Consider the following 17,724-nt stretch of genomic DNA (forward strand, 5'->3'; position numbering starts at 1 on the left):
ACGCCAAGCCTGCAATTGCGACAGTAAAATTTGGACTTCGCTAACGCAGCGTAAATGCTTTCCTAACGTCGCCGGTGCGCGCGTGGAGCAACTTCACAGTGGGCGGACGGTCAGCGGCATGCCGCCTTTCGGCCGGAGCGTTACGCGGCTGACCGGTTCCGGCGCGAGCCTGCCGTCCCATTCGAAACGGGCGTGGCGCAGAAGCGTTGCCAGGATGGCGGTCGCTTCGAGGATCGCAAACGACGAGCCGATGCAAATGCGCTGGCCATAGCCAAAGGGCATGAATTGGGTGCGCGCGTACCGAGCTTCCTTCTCGGGAAGAAAGCGATCCGGATCGAAGCGATTGGGGTCTTCCCACAATGCGTGATGGCGATGGATGATGAAGATCGGCATGACGATCAGTGTCGATTTCGGCAGCGTCTTGCCGCCGATGTCCGTCGCGTCGGCTGTTACGCGCGTCATCACGGGCGCTGGCGGATAGAGGCGCATCGCTTCCTTCAGAACGCGCGAGACAGTCGGCAATTTGGTGACGGTTTCGGGCGTGATCGGCGCCGAACCTGCGACGGCTGAAATTTCGTCGCGGAGACGGTCCTGCCATTCCGGTGCACGGGCGAGAAGATAGAGGGTCCAGGTGAGGGCCTTCGCGGTCGTCTCGTGGCCGGCAAACAGGAAGGTTGCCAGATTGTCGGCGAGCATGTCGTCGGACATCGGTTCGCCCGTGTCGGGATCTTTCGCAGTCAGCATGCGGGCGACAAGATCGTTACCTGATGCTCCGCCACTACGGCGATGCGCGACGAGGCGGCGCATGATTGCCCTCAGCTCGTCTGCAGAACGACGCATGCGGGCTTTACCGGGATGCCAATAGGTTTCGGGATACTGCAGCATCGATGCGGCAACTTCCCATGAGATCGGATCGAGATAGGAACGGCTCGATGCCTTGATGCGATCGCCCTCGGCGGTGTTGATGCCGGCGAGGACGGTGCGCGCGACGACGGCGAACGTCGCATCGGTCATGGCGGCTTCGACGTCGGTCGTGAACGGCGCAGAACCGTGCTGACGCCATTGCGCGATGCATTCGTCGGCCGCGTCGACCATCGTCGGCACATACGTCAAAAGCTCGGTGTGCCGGAACGGCGGGCTCGCAATCTTACGCTGCCAGCGCCAGCTCTCGTTCTGGGCGGTCAGCAGGCCGTCGCCGACGATGGGCCGCAGGACGCGCAGATCGAGGCGCGTCTTGGGGAACTGCTCAGCGTTTTTGACGAGAATGTTTTCGATGAGCGCCGGGTTTGTCACCCAGGCAAGCAGCGGACGCTTCTTGCCATAGGTAACGACCGGCTCTTCATAGACCGCCTGAGGAATCGCCCGCAGCGGATTGCGGATGAAACGCCTCAGGAAGGGAAGCAGCGGCAAAGGCTGCGCCGGCGGTGTCACCGTCGGCGGATAGAGCGCAGGTGTCATAAGGCTTCTTGCTCACGTCGTCACGATGCGCCGGCGTTGACGGAGTATAGCTAGGTAGCGGCGGCCCGATGTCTAGGCGGCCACTGCCTTTTTCGCGCGGGCGATGCCGGAAAGCTTCTTGAGGCGCTTGCGAGCGGCGGCCGTGTTGCCCTGGATCCGCGACTGAGCCGGACGGTCGATGGTGCGGCGGGCTTTCTTCTTCTGCTTCTGAATATTCTTCAACGACGTCTTAGACATGAAAAACGGCCTCGATGCCAGGAAAGGGGTGGATGAGAAGGCCGCGCATCGAAGCGCAGCATTGGGCGTTCCTCTAAGGGATCGCGCTGCGTCGCGCAAGCTCAGGCTGCGTTATGGGGCCGGGGGCGGGGATTCTGTGCCCAGAAGATAGCCAAAGCCGAAATAGGATGGGGCAATAATGCCAGCCGCCCAAATGAACGCTGATACAATATTGGCGAGTTGAAATTGCCACTGCGGCAAAGCGTACATGCCGGCCACGACAGGAATGACCGCCCGGATCGGCCCGAAGAAGTGGCCGAAGAACACGCTCAGCGCACCCCACTTATCGAAGAACGCCTGTCCGCTCTCGACCATCGCGGGGTTGCGATTGAAGGGCCACATCTCGCGGATGCCATCTTTGAAATAGAGGCCAATCCAATAGGAGAGCGCATAGCCAAACGATCCGCCCACGGCTGCTGCCACGATGGCCGGCCAAAGCACGCTTAATTCCACACCGCTTTTGGCGAGCAGCGCGGAAATTCCAACGAGAATTGCGGTGCCAGGCCAGAGAATGGACAGAAAGCAGAAGCTTTCTAGAAAGGCTACGGCGAAGGCGACGGGCACGGCCCAGTTTTCGTTCGCTCTTACGAAAGTGACGACTGCATCGACGAAGTCATGCACGCTCATTCTGAAGCTTTCGCGCTGGTGTTATTGTTGTTTGTTGGCGTGCACGGCGTAAACGCCCTCCCGGCAAAATGGGGAGCCGACGGGCAGCGTCAAGCCTCACCTGCATCGGCGCGCAATTTCCTTCGCGAGTTCTTTCGAGACTTCACGGGACAGCATCGCGCCGCGTGCGACCTGAGTTGACGTAATCCCGACATAGGCGCCGCCCGTCAACACGGTCGGGCCACGGTCGGCCTCTTCTTTGCCGTGTTGCAACTCGGCGCAGGAGAGTTCCTTGCGCTTCTTGCTCAGGGCCATGAGGCGTACGCCGGACGCGTATTCGTGGGGACCTGCGGGCTGATTGATCCAAGAGCGGGACGAATCCGCCATGTAGGAATCGTAGACCATCTTGCGTTGGCTGATGCAGACGTGGCTGTCGTCGACACACTTCAGGCCGCGCGCCGGATCGCCGAGAGCGGCCTGGTTGCCCGCGCAGCCGCCAACGGCCAACGACGCCAAGACGAGCATCAAGGCGGTACGCGGCTTTCTGGGGCGCTGCACAGTCGGCGGGCTTCGCAAGATATATTCCGTTGTCGTTGCCCCCTGCGGGTAGAAAGTCAGCGTGGCAGGCTCGTGGCAGAGGGCAGTCTAAGATGTGACCCTTGCCAAGCCACTAGCGGGATTCGCTGTGAAACGGCATCACTTGGTCCACAAGTTCGATCGGAAGGAACATTCGATGCCACATTCGGTCCGCGTGCATTCTATCGGAGGCCCCGAGGCGCTTGTTTACGAAGAAGTCGCAATGCCGGTCCCGGGACCGGGCGAGGTGCTTCTTCGTCAGCACGCCATTGGCGTCAATTTCATCGATATCTATCACCGGAGTGGCCTCTACAAGCTTCCTGAATATCCGGTGACGATCGGCTCGGAAGGCGCGGGCGAGGTGGTTGCCCTGGGTCCCGAGGTTACGCGATTGAAGGTCGGCGATCGTGTTGCCTATGCGGGGGCGATCGGCGGCTACGCAGAGGTGCGCACCGTGCGGGCCGACCGCCTCGTCAAAATTCCGGACGGGATCGACTACGAGACGGCAGCGGGGATGCTGCTTCGAGGCATGACGGTCCGTTGCCTGCTTCGCGACGTCTATCGGGTCGATGCTAGCACGACACTGTTGTTTCACGCTGCGGCAGGGGGCGTTGGCCTCATCGCCTGCCAATGGGTTCGGTCGCTCGGCGCGACGATGATCGGCACGGTGGGCAGCGATGAGAAAGCGGAACTGGCGCGCGAAAACGGTTGTACGCACGTGATCAACACCGCCCGCGAAGACTTCGTCGAGCGCGTTCGAGAGTTAACGGCGGGAAAGGGATGCGACGTCGTTTACGATTCCATCGGCAAGGATACCTTCCCGCGATCGCTCGATTGCCTCAGGCCGAGAGGCTTGTGGGCCTCGTTCGGCAATGCGTCGGGACCGGTGCCCCCTTTTGAGCTCACGGCGCTTAAAGGTTCGCTGTTCGCCACGCGACCGTCGATTTTAGCCTATACGGCGACAACTCAGGATTTGGAAGAAAACGCCGCAGACGTATTCGAGATGGTGCTGAGCGGAAAAATTCGGATCTCGATCAACCATCGATATCCGCTCGCTCGTGCCGCCGATGCTCATCGCGATCTTGAGGCTCGAAGAACGACGGGCTCGATCATTCTCGTTCCCTGAGGAGGAAGATGCTGGACGATCTCGAAGACGAGCCGATCATTCTCTATTTCTGGACGACGCCGAATGGATTTAAAATTTCGATTATGCTCGAAGAACTCGGCGTGCCGTATGACGTGCGGTACGTTGATCTGACCAAGGGCGAGCAGTTCGAGCCGGGGTTTCTCGCTATTTCGCCGAATAACAAGATTCCGGCCATCGTCGATCCGGATGGACCGGACGGCAATCCGCTCGCGATTTTTGAATCGGGCGCCATCCTGCGTCACCTCGCTCGCAAGTTCGGTGCGTTTTATCCCGCGAACGAGCGCGTCAAGGCGGATGTCGACGAATGGCTGTTCTGGCAGGTTGGGGGTCTTAGCCCGATGGCTGGGCAATACAATCACTTCGCCCACTACGCCCCGGAGAAAATTCCCTACGCGATCAATCGCTATCAGAAAGAAGTCGAGCGGCTGTTTTCGGTGATGAACAAACGGCTCGCCGATAGGCCGTATCTCGCGGGCGAGTATTCGATTGCCGACATCGCGTGTTTTCCATGGATGCACAACTGGAAGACACTCGACCAGGACATCAGCAAGTTCGCGAACCTTGCGCGGTGGATTGCCGATATCGAGGCACGGCCGGCGGTGATCAAAGGTCTTGCCGTCAAGAAGCCCTAAATCTCGTCAGTTCAGATGGCCTGTTACTGCGAGCTTTTTACTCGCTGTCGCCGCGGACGAGGCTGTCAGGATCGACTGTCCGGCCAGTCATGCGCTGGAACGCCATGGCCCCGAGGACTTTGTTCGATTGAACGTGACGAAGGATATCCGGCACGTCGCCGGTCGAGGGCGGCGGCTGTTTCAAAGCAGGGCTGTTCCCGGCAAGATCCGACAGGCCGAGATAAGACGGGCGCACGCCTTCCTGGGCGCAACCCGCGAGCGCCAACAATGCTGTCGCCGCCAGCACGCGGCAGACCATCGCGTGATCCATTATCCCTCATCAAGCTGCCTGGCAGCTTGAACCCTCCTGCTGTCCGGGCACGGCTACGGCCCGGTTATTATGGTTACCAGCATTTCGCTGAACCCCATCTGAACGCCGTTGCGCCCCGTCCGCGTAACCGGCCGTCAGAGGGCTTTTTTCAAGCATGGTTAGCAAATGATGGCAACCCGGCTTAACGCCCCGTCACCGACCGTAATGTTGTAGAAAAAATGGGTCACCGCGTGACGGCGCATAACTCGAAATAAAGCAAGTTTACCCGGCATTTACAGTAATTTTGTGCGGGTTTTTACGAGATTTCATCCAAGGACTGAGATTGTTCGATTGCGCCTTATGTCAGCGATTTGAAGGCGCGCGTAACAGGCCGTGCTTCGACATCAAGTCCGTTTGGGCGGTCAGGTTTGGGAGTATTCAGTTATGGCACGTGTGGACGTGTTGTTCCGTCAGACTGCGGAGTACGCCGCTCAAGGCGAGCAGTCGGACGCTCTTTTCGAACTCGGCCTCAGCTATTGCTCGGGACGTGACGGGGTGATCGATCTCGTTCAGGCACATAAGTGGTTCAACATCGCAGCGATCCGCGGCAACGACGATGCAAAGCGCTATCGGTCGGAACTTGCTGGCGACATGAGCAAGGCCGAGATCATGCGGGCGCAGCGGTTGGCGCGCGAGTGGTTGGCTTCAGTGCACTGAGGCCATTCCACGGTCGCTATACGCAGCCACCATGATCGGCTTCAGCACTTTGAGAAAAACGACGAAAGGCATTTCCACGAGCTCTTGGCGGCGCCGCCGACGGCGGAGCCAGCTTTTTCGAGCGCCGTGCTTGCGGATTTTGCGGCTTCGCCAGCAGTTTTTTGTGTCTGGCTGAGGCCGGTGCTCGCCGACAGGCCGCTTTTTTCCACCATTTCCTGCACCGTCTTTGGCGGCGCTTCCTTGGCGGGCGCTTCCTCTACAGGCGGCTTGGGCGGTACGCCTGCGGCGCCATCCGGGGCGGCTGGCGGGGTGGCAGCTGCGTCTTGGGTCTGTAAGCTCGAGTGATCCTGCTTCGCCGCTGGCACGTCGCCCGGCGGAGCGCCATCGTCGCCGCCATTGAGGAAAGCCGGAATCGGCAGGTTTCGGCGCTCGCCAGGGCAGGGCGCAGTCACGTTACGATCTATCGCGCAACTTGCATGCGAGCCAGCTTTAGCGAGGCTCGTGATGCAATAGAATTTCGATACGGTGTCGAGCGTCGGGTTCGAAGTGTTGCCTACAACGCAAGCGTAGTTCGCGTCGGGACCGGTGCATTTGACGCAGAGTTCCGTCGCCCCCGCCGGTGCTGCGGCTGAAAGCGTCAGGAGGGCCATGCCCGTCAGAAAATATGGCCGATAATTCACAGCCAGCACCCGTTTCGATGGAGCAACATTGCTTCCAAGAGACTAGGACGACTTTGCGGCAGTAGCCAGACAAGGCCGTATCCTTTTGCCGCTTCATCCAACGCGTCTTGCATTGCCGTGGCGTGCCCTCTATAGGGGGCCATTGCCCATTGATTTGGGGAGACGTGGCCGAGTGGCTGAAGGCAACGGTTTGCTAAATCGTCATACGCTTTAAAGGCGTATCGAGGGTTCGAATCCCTCCGTCTCCGCCAGTACCATTGCTTCGCCCCATCCCGAGATAACAGACAGTGCACAGGCACCGGAACTTGATGCCATCGTGGATGGACGACGGCGTTTCCGTTTTTTGTTCACAATGGCGTTCCAGATCGTGAAGCTCAGGGGGCTTGCTTCGGGACAGGCCGGAGCGTCGCTCCGGCGCCTTGGGTCGGGGCTGCCACAAGAATGGATTTGTCAGATCGGGCGAGACGCTTTGAGCCTGCGTGAGCGTATTATGGACTGGATCAAGCTAAGCTCACTCGTTGTTTCTGCCGGGCTATCCGCTTGCGCCAGCACGGGCACATCCAACAGCGGCGTCGTGAAGACGGGACTTCCGATGTCGGAAAATTTCCGCGTCGAGCGATCGCCATCGCCTGAATACGACTATCTCGTCACGATCAAGAACGGGAAGGATTTAGGCATCAACGCCGATAATCAGTTGGCCCGTGATCGTATGGCGCTGCTGGCGCTGAAAAATCAATGCGAGGCGCCGCAGATCGTCAAAGAGTTCGTCGTCCATTCCGGATCGGATCTGTTTGGGAGTGCCGAGCGCACCTATCAGCTTCATATCAAATGCTGATAGCGTAGCCGTTTCGTTTCCGCGCGTTCGAATGCGCAAAGCATGAGCTTCAAGGGGCTGAGCATCGATCGCTGCGGGATGCTCTTATACTATTTGGCATGGCGTGAAGGTGCGCAGAATTTCAATGGCCGGCGGGATGTCCGGGATGCTTGGCAGACCTTCTAAATTCGCGGTTCGATAAGCATTTTCTTGGGCTAGACGAACTATGGGCGGGCGGCGAGTCGTCTGCGGAACCAATCCCCCTTGGTCCCCAAAGGCCTTCGAATACTCCCGTCTTCGAGGCGCCGCCCCCTATTTTTGAAGACAGACGATTTGTGCAATCGGAACGTTCAGGCGCTGACGCCTGAGAGCCCCAGTTTCTCGGCCGCGCGCACGAGATCGGCGAGCGACCTTACAGCCATTTTGCGCATCACATGACCGCGATGGATTTTGACGGTGATCTCGCTTAGACCCATCTCGCCCGCGATCTGTTTATTCATGAGCCCCTTCGTAACGTAGGCCATGACTTCTTTCTCGCGGGCCGTCAGGCTTTCGTAGTGAGCCGACAGATCCGCGATGCTTTGATCGGATTCGAGCTGCTTGCGGTCAGTCTCCAGCGCCGAAAAGACGGCGTCGAGCATATCCTGGTCGCGGAAGGGTTTGGTCAGGAAGTCGATGGCGCCGGCCTTCATGGCGCGGACCGACATTGGAATATCACCATGCCCGGTCATGAATATCACGGGCATCCGAATGCCAGCCTTCGCGAGCTGGGCCTGGAAATCCAAGCCGCTGACGCCGGGCAAGCGGATATCGAGAACGAGGCAGCTCGGAATTTCCGGCAGCTTCTTTTCCAGGAATTCTGCGGCGGACCCGAACACCTCAACTTGCAGGCCGACGGATCTAAACAAGCTGCTGAGCGCGTCGCGAAGCGCGGGATCGTCGTCGACGACGTAGACGGCACGGCCGGCGGTCGAACGATCTGAACTAGGGTTGCTTTTCACGCTGCGTCCTCCCGGACTGGCAAGTGGATCGTGAACGTCGCGCCGTGTCCGAGTTCAGACGTCGCGACGATCGTGCCACCGTGGCTTTCAATGATCGAACGGCAAATAGATAGTCCCATACCCATGCCTTCGGACTTCGTCGTGTAGAATGCCGTGAAAAGCTTACTAATAACAGCCGGATCGATGCCGGGGCCGTTGTCGGCAATTTCGATAATCGCGTTTTTCTGCGGCGGTTCTGCCTTGTCGTCCTGTTCGAGCCTGGTCGAGATGCGAAGGGTTCGCGGCCGGTCGGTGACAGACGACATCGCCTGGACGGCATTCAATGCCAGATTGATGACGGCCTGCTGGAGCTGAACGCGGTCTCCGAGTAGCGGCAACGGGGTGGCCGCGAGGTCCAGCCGCAGGGCAACGTCCCGGGCGATGAGCTCCCGTTCAACGAGGAGCAGGACATCCTCCAACAGTTCGTTGGCGTCGAGCGGCGCGCGGATGAGATCGGTTTTTCGCGTCAGCGCCCGCAGCCGCGCAATGACGTCACTCGCCCGGCGACCGTTGCTGATCATTCGTTCGAGCGAGTTATTGACCTCAGTGAGATCAGGGACATCACGCTTCAACCAGCGCAATGCCGCTTCGCCGTTCGTGACGACCGCTGCGAGCGGCTGGTTCACTTCGTGGGCGATCGAGGCCATCAGTTCGCCGAGCGTCGTCAAGCGTGTGACGTGGGCAAGTTCGGACTCTGCTTTGTGCAGCGCCGTTTCGGCAAGCTGTTGATCGGTTATGTCGTTGTTCGTGACCATCGTGGCAACGGGCCGGCCTTTATCGTCGCGCTGCTGCGACCAGCGGCTGGCGACTACGACACTGCTACCGTCACGCTTGGCATGCGTGATTTCACCCTGCCAACGACCTTCGGCCGCAAGGTCTCTGGTGATTTCCGCGAGCGGTTTGGGAAACTTCGATTTGAGCAGGTCGATAGCGACCTTGCCGATCGCATCCTCGCGGGGCCAGCCATAGAGCTGTTCGGCGCCGGCGTTCCAATACGTGATGACATCGTGGTTGTCGCGGACGTAGATCGCGTCGTGGGTGAGATCGAGGAGGGCAGCTTGATCGCGTAGATCGTGGGTCGCCTGATTGTTTTTAAGCGCCAGCAGCGTCGTGACGATGATTGCGCTCAGGCTAACAAGGCAACGGATGAGAGCGCTGGTTTCCAGATCAGACCAGTGCGTGATGATAAACGATGAGATCGTCAGGAACACGCATGTGGCAGCGATGGCGAGCAGTCCCGTGCGGCTGAGGAATGTCGCCGACAGCATGATGACGGCCACGTAAAGCACCGCGACCGCGATATCGAGCGGCGTGAATGTATCGATCAGAAAAATCGCCGTCGCGCCGAGAAGAGCAAGTGCGGAATTGAGATGGGAATTCGGCTGCATAGGCGAAGGCAAATTTTTATTTTTCAACATTCGGTCCGTAACCTGTCCTGTGCAGGCTCGCCGGAAGAAGCCTGGCGCTCTCGGTGCGGCGACATTCGACCTGGGTGCAAAGTCGCTCGCTATAAGTGGTAAGCACGCGCCCTATTCGATGCGCCATGGGACAAATGGTAGTTCAAGCACTCTTGAATTGATTAGAAAAATTTATGACTTCTGATGAGTAGGCTTAATTCAATATGTCTGCCGGATATCCGGGGCGAATTTGATGTGCTCGGTGGCGGCGGCAGGATAATGCCGGTTGCCGGAAAGGAACGACGTCATTGTACGTCGTTCCTTCCGGTCCGATGGCATTCTCGATTTGTGCGGTTTTGCTGCGGCTTAGGGCTCGCTCGCCAATTCGTGTGCCGGGTTGGGAGCCGATGGCGGTGGGCCGAAAACGTTCTTGGCGCGGCGAACTTTGCCCGACTGTTCCGGCGCAATATTATCGACAATTTCGATATCGAACGTGATCACGTCGGCCAAGCCCTCAGCCGTCACCGACTGCTGAATGAGTTCACGCAGTTTTTCGGCGGACAGCGTGCGGCCAGCGAGCGGCGCGGCGCGCAAGACGAATTTGTTGACGCCGGTTTGCAGAAACTGATGCTCCGCGAGATCGGTCTCCGTATGGAGTGCGAGCAGGAACACATAATACGGTAGGTCGCGGATCTCGCCATTAACGTCGACCCAGAACTGATCTTTGGCGCGGCCTTCGACAGCCTTGACCAGGGGCAGCAGGCTGCCGCATTCGCAAGGCTCTGGGCTGATCGTGACGACGTCGTCGATCTCGTAGCGGATGATCGGCTGGGCGAGATTGTAGAGGTTCGTAAGCAGCACTTTGCTTCCCGCGGTCCCTTTGGGGACCGGACGGTTGTTTGCATCCACGACCTCAAGGAAGGCCAGCTCGTCGTTCAGGTGGCTGCCGTGCGTCGCTTGGCAGCCGCAGGTCAGAGCCATGCATTCCGCCATGCTGTAGACGTTGGTGATGTGAACGCCGAAGGCTTTCTCGACGCGCTGGGCGATGGCTTCCGGCAATGGCTCGCTGATGTTTGTCATCTGCTGGAGATCACCGTTCAGCTTCAAGCGACCAGCGTGGAGTTCATGTGTGATCGTTTCGAGCGCGCTCGTGTAGCCGGTGATGAAGTTCGGCTGAAAGCTATTCAGCTTTTCGACCAGCACCTCTGGCGGATCGAAAACGGAAAGGCGCTGCAACTTGATGTATCGGCGCGCACGCTCGGGGAAATAGTTGAAGAACGTGCTGCTTGGATAGAAACCGGGTTTCTGCGTGATGATCGCAAATCGGGCCGGATTGAAGAGCTTCTGCAGGAACGGCAGAAAGCGCCGCGAAACCGGTGTGCCGCGCGCAAATTGCGCTGCGAAGGTCGTCAAGATCGCGGGTTTGTCCTGGACGATAATTGCCGGCTGTCCCTGACTGCCGGACGTATGGCAGACGGCGTAATTGTCTTTGTAATACGAGCCGACGTTCGAAGGATTGGACATGAAGCGTTCCAGACCTTCGCGCCGGACGGCACGGTCGGTCAGGATATCGTCGAGATTCTCCATCATCTGCGCCTTCGTGAGCGTGGGCAGATCTGTGATGGAGCAGGTATTCAAGTCGATGCCCTGAAACTGCTTGCGATAGTACGGTGAGTTTTCGTTGGCGTAGTTCAGGAGTTTGCGAAACCTGGCTTCCCGCGCCGCGGCGCGGGCTTCCATGTCTTCGGGGCGTGGTGGCAAAAGCGAGCGAATGGCGAGCGCCAATTTCACTTGATCCACGACTGCCCGGAGAAATCCTCTCATCAGATATAAGCCTTTGAGATACGACGATAATTGTTAGGGGCAGAACCCGAGCAAACTTGCATCAGCGGCATGACCGCCCTCGACGCGGCTTAAGTATGGCAACGGCGGACAAATTGGCAGCGAAAACTGCGATCCGCATGTTTTTACACCGCCGGTTCAATCCAAACGAAGACGTTTCCATTGCCACTTATTGAAGAGTGTCAGCAAACGACGATCTTGCTCAGATGGTGACGCAACTCAGTCGCGGGGTTCAAAGCCGGGAAGATGTCCTGGAAGAGAAGCTTCCGCCCGGGCCTGAAGTTCCGCTTCATGGCGTTTCAAATAGATAAAGATCGCAAACAGGATGACCAGAGCGATCGTGATGCCGATAATTCCTGCCGGCCCCTGAACCGCGTGTATGCTCCGTCCGAATGTGTAGGCAGAGATACCGACAATGCTCGCCCAGACGAGTCCTCCCAGAGCGTTGGCGACAAGAAAACGCGGCCATGCCAATTGATTGACGCCGGCGAGGAACGCGGCAAGAAATCGCAAGACGGCAAAGAAGCGGCCGAAGAAAACGACCGTGCCGCCATACTTCTGAAAAAGGTACTGACCGAGCTTGATGCGTCCTTCGGTCAACCCCAGGTAAGCACCGAATTTCAGAACGAGGCGATAGCCGAATTCACGGCCAATCATGTAGCCGATGTTGTCGCCGACGATGGCGCCGATCGTCGCTGCGGCGATGACCATCGCGATATTGCCGTCATGGGTTGCGGCATAGACCGACGCCAGGATCAGCACGGCTTCGCCGGGCAGCGGAATACCTAGGCTTTCGAGTGCGACGATCAGGGCAACCGTCCAGACGCCATAGGTTTGGAATAGGTGGTGCAACTGTTCTGGAGAAAGCAAGCGTATCCCTCTCTGTGACGGCGCAGCGAACACGCAACGCCCGTCAGCACCACTAATTGTGCTGTCATTTTAATGTCAATCGAACTCGCTGGAGTGGATTGCATTGTTCACGTCGATTGGCGGCCCGTCCGTTCGCGGTGGCACCATCCAGCGAAATGCAATAGGCGGCATTTCCGTATATCTCTTGGCTGGCAAGATAATCGAACTCGTGGTTCTTAATTGCGCACTTGGCGCGAACGTGGCGCAATAAACGGTGCATCAACCATCGTCGCAGGCTGCGCCTTGCGGAATTGAATATCGGAATTCAGAGATAACCGATGATTTGGATTCCCAAGACATTGCTGAATGGGCAGCGACTTTCCGCGCTTCCTCCGGGAATTGCGGGCGATACGGCATTCAGGATTTTTTGTACGCCGGAATTATCGCAATATCGCGCTTCAAATCATTATCAGCTCGTCGAGCGGGCTCGGTTTCATTTGCGCAATGCGTCTTGGGCTCGTATTCCGACGCCGGTCGCCGATATCCAGACGTACACGTTCGATCCGGACACCGATGCGCCGAGGGGCACGATTCTCGTCGTTCACGGCTGGACGGCCGAAGCCTCTTTCATGACCGCGATTGCCGAGCCGATCCGGCGAGCGGGATATCGCGTCGTCCTGCTCGATTTGCCGGCGCATGGCTTGAGCGGCGCTCATTCGACGAACCTGATCGACTGCGCCCGCGCAACGGCGGCGGTGGCCGCGCATTTTGGTCCGATCAGCGCGGTCGTCGCACATTCCTTCGGCGGCATGATTTCGCTCGTTGCGGCGGAGGGGCGCATGCCGATGCCCTGCAAGCTCGATATTCCGCGTTTCGTGCTGGTTGCTTGTCCGAACCGTCTATCGCAAGTCACTGCCGATTTTTCGGTGCATTGGGGCCTGACACTCGCCGGACAACAGGCTTTCGAGCATCGGCTGGAACGCGTCGGCGGCCGTGCGCTTCGCTGTTTCGCGATCACTAAGCTTTTGCCGGCTATCGGCGCGAAAGCGCTCGTCGTCCACGATCGGGACGACCGTGACGTCACGTTCGAGGCGGCCGAAGAGATCGCCAATAACGTCGCCGCAGCGGAGTTGCTGTCGTTCCAGGGTTTCGGTCATCGAAACATCTTGTTCGCACCGCCGGTGATGCGTGCGATTGTCTCATATCTTTCTCGAGCGGATCGCGCAGCGACGACTGCGATGGCAATCGGAGATTCGGACTAAAACGATAATTCGATATCGTTGTCCGGCTATATCGCATGTCGGAAATCGCATGAATTCCGACATTCCCGCGACATTGAACGAAGGAATGATAGAAGTAATATAAGAGCCTTCTCAGACTGCGATAAAGATCGTCGGTCTAACGTCGATCATTTTGTGCCGGGAGCTCTCGATGATCACCCTTCAAGTTAACGGTCAGTCGCACGAGGTGGACGTTTCGCCCGAAACGCCACTGCTGTGGGCCTTGCGCGATGTGCTAGGCATGACCGGAACGAAATTCGGTTGCGGTATCGCGCAATGCGGTGCCTGCACAGTCCATCTCGACGGTCAGGCTGTTCGCTCATGCCAATTGTCGGTCGGATCGGTCGGTGATCGCCCGATCACGACCATCGAGGGCGTCAGCGCGACGGAAACAGGTGCTAAAATTCAGAAGGCCTGGCTCGACCTCGAAGTCATTCAATGCGGCTATTGCCAGTCCGGACAGATCATGTCCGCGGCTGCGCTTCTGGCGCACAAGCCGAACCCGACTGACGACGATATCGATGCGGCGATGGCCGGCAATATTTGCCGTTGTGGCACCTATGTCCGCATTCGGGCTGCCATCAAAAAAGCCGCTGCGGCGTAAGGGAGGCGTTCATGCGAACGAATGTCATGGCCGAGACACGCGGCCTTTCGCGGCGCGATCTGTTGAAGGCCGGTGCCGCTGGTTTTCTCCTTGTCAGCTTCAGGATGCCCGTCGCCCGTGCGGCGAGCGACTCGTTTGCACCCAACGCGTTCATTCGCGTCGGTGACGACGATGTCGTGACGCTCGTCATGCCCCAGGTTGAAATGGGCCAGGGCATTTACACGACTGTCGCCATGATCCTGGCGGACGAGATGGATGCCGACTTCAACAAAGTCGTTTTGCAGCACGCGCCGCCCGATAAGGCGTACATCAATCCAATTTTCGGCCTGCAGGCCACCGGTGGGTCGACGTCGGTTAAGGCTTTCTGGGATCCGCTGCGCAAGGCGGGCGCCTCGGCGCGAGGCATGCTGGTCGAAGCGGCTGCGCAACAATGGGGTGTCGACCCTTCGTCATGCCGGACGTCGAACAACGAAGTCATTCACGACGCCAGCAGCCGCAAGGTCAGCTACGGCTCTATCGCGGCGTCGGCGGCCAAGATGAAGCCTGTTGCCGATCCGAAGCTCAAGGATGCCAAGGATTACACGCTTATCGGCAAGCCAGTGAAGCGCAAGGACACGCCCGATAAGACGACGGGCGCGACGAAGTACGGCATCGATGCGATGCCGGCAGGCGTCAAGTTTGCTGCCATCGCGCAATGCCCGGTGTTCGGCGGCAAGGTCGGACACGTCGACGATACGAAGGCGAAAGAGATCAAGGGCTATCGGCAGTTCGTTGCCGAGGATGATTTTGTCGCGGCGGTCGCGGATACGACGTGGGCCGCGATACAGGCGCTCGATGCGCTCGATATCAAGTGGAACGAAGGACCGAACGCGAACGTCAATTCGGAGCAAATCTGGGAGGCCCTGAGGGCGGCCAGCACAGGGCAGGGCGCAGTCGCGAAGGACGTAGGTGACGTGAAGTCCGCGCTGTCGGACGGAGCGCGCTACGACGGCGTTTACGAGTTGCCCTTCCTCGCGCATGCGACGATGGAGCCGCTGAACTGCACGGTCCACTACACGAAAGACGCGTGCGAAGTCTGGATCGGAACGCAGGTCATCGGCCGCGTGCAGGAAGACGTCGCCAAGGCCGTCGGGCTTCCGGTCGAGAAAGTAACTGCTCATAACTTCTATGTTGGCGGCGGTTTTGGACGGCGGCTCGACCACGACATGGCGGTGCGGGCGGCGCGCGTCGCCGTGCACGTTGATGCTCCGGTCAAAGTGACGTGGAAGCGTGAAGAAGACACGCAGCATGACGTCTATCGGCCGGTTTATCACAATGCGGTCTCGGCGACCGTCAAGGACGGGAAGATCCAGGGTTGGTCACATCGCATTACGGGATCTGCCGTTATCGCGCGTTGGCTTCCGCCGGCGTTCAAGAACGGCGTCGATATCGACGCGGTAGATGCGGCGATCGATCAGCCTTACGACTTCCCGAATTTCAAGGTCGAATATATCCGCGCCGAGCCGCCAGCGGTTCCTACCGGTTTCTGGCGCGGTGTCGGACCAAACAACAATATCTTCACGATTGAAAGTTTCGTCGACGACATTGCGTTCAAGGAGAAGGTTGACCCGGTTGCCTTTCGGCTGAAGCATCTCGATCACAATCCGCGCGCTAAAGCTGCGCTTCAACTCGCCGCTGAAAAGGGTAACTGGGGAGCGCCGCTGTCCCCACGGATGGGTCGAGGAGTTGCGGTGCAGAATGCGTGGGGCACCTACCTTGCCACCATTTGCGAAGCAGAGGTCGATGAGAGCGGAGAGGTCCGCGTTCATCGGCTCGTCACGGCTGTCGATACGGGCATTCCCGTCAACCCGGATACGATCGTCGCGCAGATCGAAGGCGGCATGATCTTTGGTCTGACCGCAGCGCTTTTCAGCGAGATCACGATTGCGAACGGTCGGGTGCAGCAAGGCAACTTCAACGACTATCGCATGTTGCGCATCAACGAAGCGCCGAAGATCGAGGTGCATCTCATTCAGAGCACCGAACATCCGGGCGGGATCGGTGAACCGGGAACGGCATCCGTACAAGCCTCCCTCGTCAACGCGCTGTTTTCAGCAACGGGCGTGCGGCTGACGCGGCTTCCGATCGATCGCAAGGCGCTGGCCGGGAGAAAGCCTGTATGAAACGCATTTACTGGGTTCTACTGGCGCTCGCGGCCGTCGTGTGCATCGTCGCCGGCATAATCATCTATGTGCCGGGTCCGACCGCGTTTGCGGGCGGCAGCACAGTGGCGCTTGCCGACTACAAGGACGCAAATCCAACAGGCGTGCCGCCTAGCCTCGCGAAGGCCGACATTATCACGCGCGGCGAATACCTGACGCGTGCGGCCGACTGCGAAGCCTGTCATACGTCCAAGGGCGGCGTGCCTTACGCTGGCGGTTTGGCGTTCAAGCTGCCGTTCGGCACGCTTTACTCGCCGAATATCACGCCCGACAAGGAAACCGGCATCGGTAACTGGACGGACGCCAACTTCATCAATGCGCTGCACAAGGGCATTGCGCCGGATGGCTCGCGTTTCTATCCGGCGTTTCCGTATCCGTCCTACACGCTGCTGACGAATGACGACGCGCTGGCGATCAAGGCTTATCTGTTTAGCCTGAAGCCGGTGCATCAACCGACGCCGGAAAACACGCTGATGTTTCCGTTCAATCAGCGCTGGGGCATGATGTTCTGGTCGTTGTCCTACAACAGCGACGAGCGGTATCGTCCGAATCCGGGCCAGAGCGCGGAATGGAACCGTGGTGCTTATCTTGCGGAAGCGCTCGGGCACTGCGGCGAATGCCATACACCGCGCAATCTGCTGCAGGCCGTCGACAACAAGAAGAAGTTTGCCGGAGCTGTGACTGCGGGTTGGCGTGCCTACAACATCACGCAGGACAAGACGACCGGCATCGGCAGCTGGGATATAAAAACGACGGCGAACTTCCTGGCGCACGGCCACGTCGAAGGCTTGGGCACCGCTTCGGGGCCGATGGGTGAAGCCATCGACATGAGCCTTCGGCATATGGCGCCTGAAGATATCAATGCGCTCGTCGTCTATCTGAAGACGATCCCGGCGATCGCCGATACCTCATTGCCTGTTCCGAAGACGATGCTGGCGTCCGCATTCCCAAGCGACCATGAAATGAGCGAGAACCAACGGGGCGCCATGGTCTTTGCTGGGGCATGCGCTGCGTGCCACAACTGGACCGGCAAGAGCGCTGTACTTTCCTACGCCGACTTCATCGGCGGCCGGACGGTCAACGATCCGACGGCAAGGAACGTCGCTCAGGCGATTGTCTGGGGCGTGACGCGGCACACGCCAGACGGGGTTGTGAAGATGCCCGCCTTCGGCGCCGCCTATACGGACGAAGAAATCGCAGCGGTGTCGAACTACATCACCGCGCGGTTCGGAGCCGAGAAGTCGCGCATCACCGCCGACGAGGTCAGGAGCATCAGCAAGCAGGCTTCGCAGTAAGCCGACTGCCACGTTAACGAA

General features: G+C 59.0%; 18 protein-coding genes and 1 tRNA gene. 9 read left to right on the top strand and 10 right to left on the bottom strand.

Annotated elements, in window-relative coordinates:
- Window positions 1–93 precede the first annotated feature (93 nt).
- The 4 genes from HYP802_RS0108600 to HYP802_RS0108615 all read right to left on the bottom strand — a co-directional run bounded on the left by HYP802_RS0108600 (window position 94) and on the right by HYP802_RS0108615 (window position 2,898).
- Window positions 94–1,458 carry a cytochrome P450 gene (locus tag HYP802_RS0108600; RefSeq protein ID WP_024275556.1) on the bottom strand — a complete coding sequence of 455 codons (1,365 nt, stop codon included), beginning with the start codon at window positions 1,456–1,458 and terminating at the stop codon, window positions 94–96.
- A gap of 72 nt (window positions 1,459–1,530) precedes the next feature.
- Entirely contained in the window at window positions 1,531–1,695 is a 165-nt protein-coding gene (locus HYP802_RS23805) for a hypothetical protein (protein ID WP_013946780.1), read from the bottom strand.
- A gap of 111 nt (window positions 1,696–1,806) precedes the next feature.
- Window positions 1,807–2,361, bottom strand: a complete 555-nt coding sequence (locus HYP802_RS0108610) for a DedA family protein (protein ID WP_024275557.1) — start codon at window positions 2,359–2,361, stop codon at window positions 1,807–1,809.
- Between the two features lie 96 nt (window positions 2,362–2,457).
- Window positions 2,458–2,898, bottom strand: a complete 441-nt coding sequence (locus HYP802_RS0108615; RefSeq protein WP_024275558.1) for a hypothetical protein — start codon at window positions 2,896–2,898, stop codon at window positions 2,458–2,460.
- A 175-nt stretch (window positions 2,899–3,073) separates the two neighbouring features.
- Here HYP802_RS0108615 and HYP802_RS0108620 point away from each other — a divergent pair, with 175 nt between their 5' ends.
- Both HYP802_RS0108620 and HYP802_RS0108625 read left to right on the top strand, forming a co-directional pair.
- Complete coding sequence (locus tag HYP802_RS0108620; RefSeq protein ID WP_024275559.1) at window positions 3,074–4,042, top strand: quinone oxidoreductase; 969 nt, start codon at window positions 3,074–3,076, stop codon at window positions 4,040–4,042.
- Between the two features lie 8 nt (window positions 4,043–4,050).
- Entirely contained in the window at window positions 4,051–4,695 is a 645-nt protein-coding gene (locus HYP802_RS0108625) for a glutathione S-transferase N-terminal domain-containing protein (protein ID WP_024275560.1), read from the top strand.
- A 37-nt stretch (window positions 4,696–4,732) separates the two neighbouring features.
- Here HYP802_RS0108625 and HYP802_RS0108630 read toward each other — a convergent pair whose 3' ends face one another.
- The gene (locus tag HYP802_RS0108630; protein WP_024275561.1) at window positions 4,733–5,005 is read right to left on the bottom strand and encodes a hypothetical protein; all 273 of its coding nucleotides are present in this window, start codon (window positions 5,003–5,005) and stop codon (window positions 4,733–4,735) included.
- 423 nt (window positions 5,006–5,428) lie between these two features.
- Between HYP802_RS0108630 and HYP802_RS0108635 the strand changes: the two genes are divergently transcribed.
- The gene (locus tag HYP802_RS0108635) at window positions 5,429–5,701 is read left to right on the top strand and encodes a sel1 repeat family protein (RefSeq protein WP_013946786.1); all 273 of its coding nucleotides are present in this window, start codon (window positions 5,429–5,431) and stop codon (window positions 5,699–5,701) included.
- A gap of 41 nt (window positions 5,702–5,742) precedes the next feature.
- Here the strand turns inward: HYP802_RS0108635 and HYP802_RS0108640 are convergent, their stop codons facing one another.
- Entirely contained in the window at window positions 5,743–6,381 is a 639-nt protein-coding gene (locus tag HYP802_RS0108640) for a hypothetical protein (protein WP_024275562.1), read from the bottom strand.
- Window positions 6,382–6,539: 158 nt separating this feature from the next.
- Between HYP802_RS0108640 and HYP802_RS0108645 the strand changes: the two genes are divergently transcribed.
- Both HYP802_RS0108645 and HYP802_RS0108650 read left to right on the top strand, forming a co-directional pair.
- Window positions 6,540–6,632 (top strand) — tRNA-Ser (locus HYP802_RS0108645).
- 239 nt (window positions 6,633–6,871) lie between these two features.
- Window positions 6,872–7,216: a hypothetical protein gene (locus HYP802_RS0108650; RefSeq protein WP_024275563.1), complete on the top strand. Its 345-nt coding sequence runs from the start codon at window positions 6,872–6,874 to the stop codon at window positions 7,214–7,216.
- A gap of 329 nt (window positions 7,217–7,545) precedes the next feature.
- On the opposite strand, the gene HYP802_RS0108660 is transcribed toward HYP802_RS0108650, so the two are convergent.
- From HYP802_RS0108660 to HYP802_RS0108680, 4 genes are all read right to left on the bottom strand, one after another.
- Window positions 7,546–8,196, bottom strand: coding sequence for a response regulator transcription factor (locus HYP802_RS0108660; protein WP_013946790.1), 651 nt, complete (start codon window positions 8,194–8,196; stop codon window positions 7,546–7,548).
- Window positions 8,193–9,653: an ATP-binding protein gene (locus HYP802_RS0108665; protein WP_013946791.1), complete on the bottom strand. Its 1,461-nt coding sequence runs from the start codon at window positions 9,651–9,653 to the stop codon at window positions 8,193–8,195. The genes HYP802_RS0108660 and HYP802_RS0108665 overlap by 4 nt, the downstream gene beginning before the upstream one ends.
- A gap of 345 nt (window positions 9,654–9,998) precedes the next feature.
- Window positions 9,999–11,432: an AMP-binding protein gene (locus tag HYP802_RS0108675; RefSeq protein ID WP_245261481.1), complete on the bottom strand. Its 1,434-nt coding sequence runs from the start codon at window positions 11,430–11,432 to the stop codon at window positions 9,999–10,001.
- A 261-nt stretch (window positions 11,433–11,693) separates the two neighbouring features.
- Window positions 11,694–12,344: a DedA family protein gene (locus tag HYP802_RS0108680; protein ID WP_013946793.1), complete on the bottom strand. Its 651-nt coding sequence runs from the start codon at window positions 12,342–12,344 to the stop codon at window positions 11,694–11,696.
- 317 nt (window positions 12,345–12,661) lie between these two features.
- Here HYP802_RS0108680 and HYP802_RS0108690 point away from each other — a divergent pair, with 317 nt between their 5' ends.
- The 4 genes from HYP802_RS0108690 (at window position 12,662) to HYP802_RS0108705 (ending at window position 17,703) form a co-directional block, all read left to right on the top strand.
- Window positions 12,662–13,585 (top strand): alpha/beta fold hydrolase, encoded by a 924-nt coding sequence (locus HYP802_RS0108690; protein WP_024275565.1) that lies wholly within the window; start codon window positions 12,662–12,664, stop codon window positions 13,583–13,585.
- A 169-nt stretch (window positions 13,586–13,754) separates the two neighbouring features.
- Complete coding sequence (locus HYP802_RS0108695) at window positions 13,755–14,207, top strand: (2Fe-2S)-binding protein (protein WP_013946796.1); 453 nt, start codon at window positions 13,755–13,757, stop codon at window positions 14,205–14,207.
- Between the two features lie 11 nt (window positions 14,208–14,218).
- Window positions 14,219–16,369, top strand: coding sequence for a molybdopterin cofactor-binding domain-containing protein (locus HYP802_RS0108700; protein WP_155831193.1), 2,151 nt, complete (start codon window positions 14,219–14,221; stop codon window positions 16,367–16,369).
- Window positions 16,366–17,703 carry a cytochrome c gene (locus tag HYP802_RS0108705; RefSeq protein WP_024275567.1) on the top strand — a complete coding sequence of 446 codons (1,338 nt, stop codon included), beginning with the start codon at window positions 16,366–16,368 and terminating at the stop codon, window positions 17,701–17,703. Before HYP802_RS0108700 ends, HYP802_RS0108705 begins: the two co-directional genes overlap by 4 nt.
- Window positions 17,704–17,724: the final 21 nt, after the last annotated feature.

The organism is Hyphomicrobium sp. 802 (genome assembly GCF_000526135.1).
GTDB lineage: Bacteria > Pseudomonadota > Alphaproteobacteria > Rhizobiales > Hyphomicrobiaceae > Hyphomicrobium_B.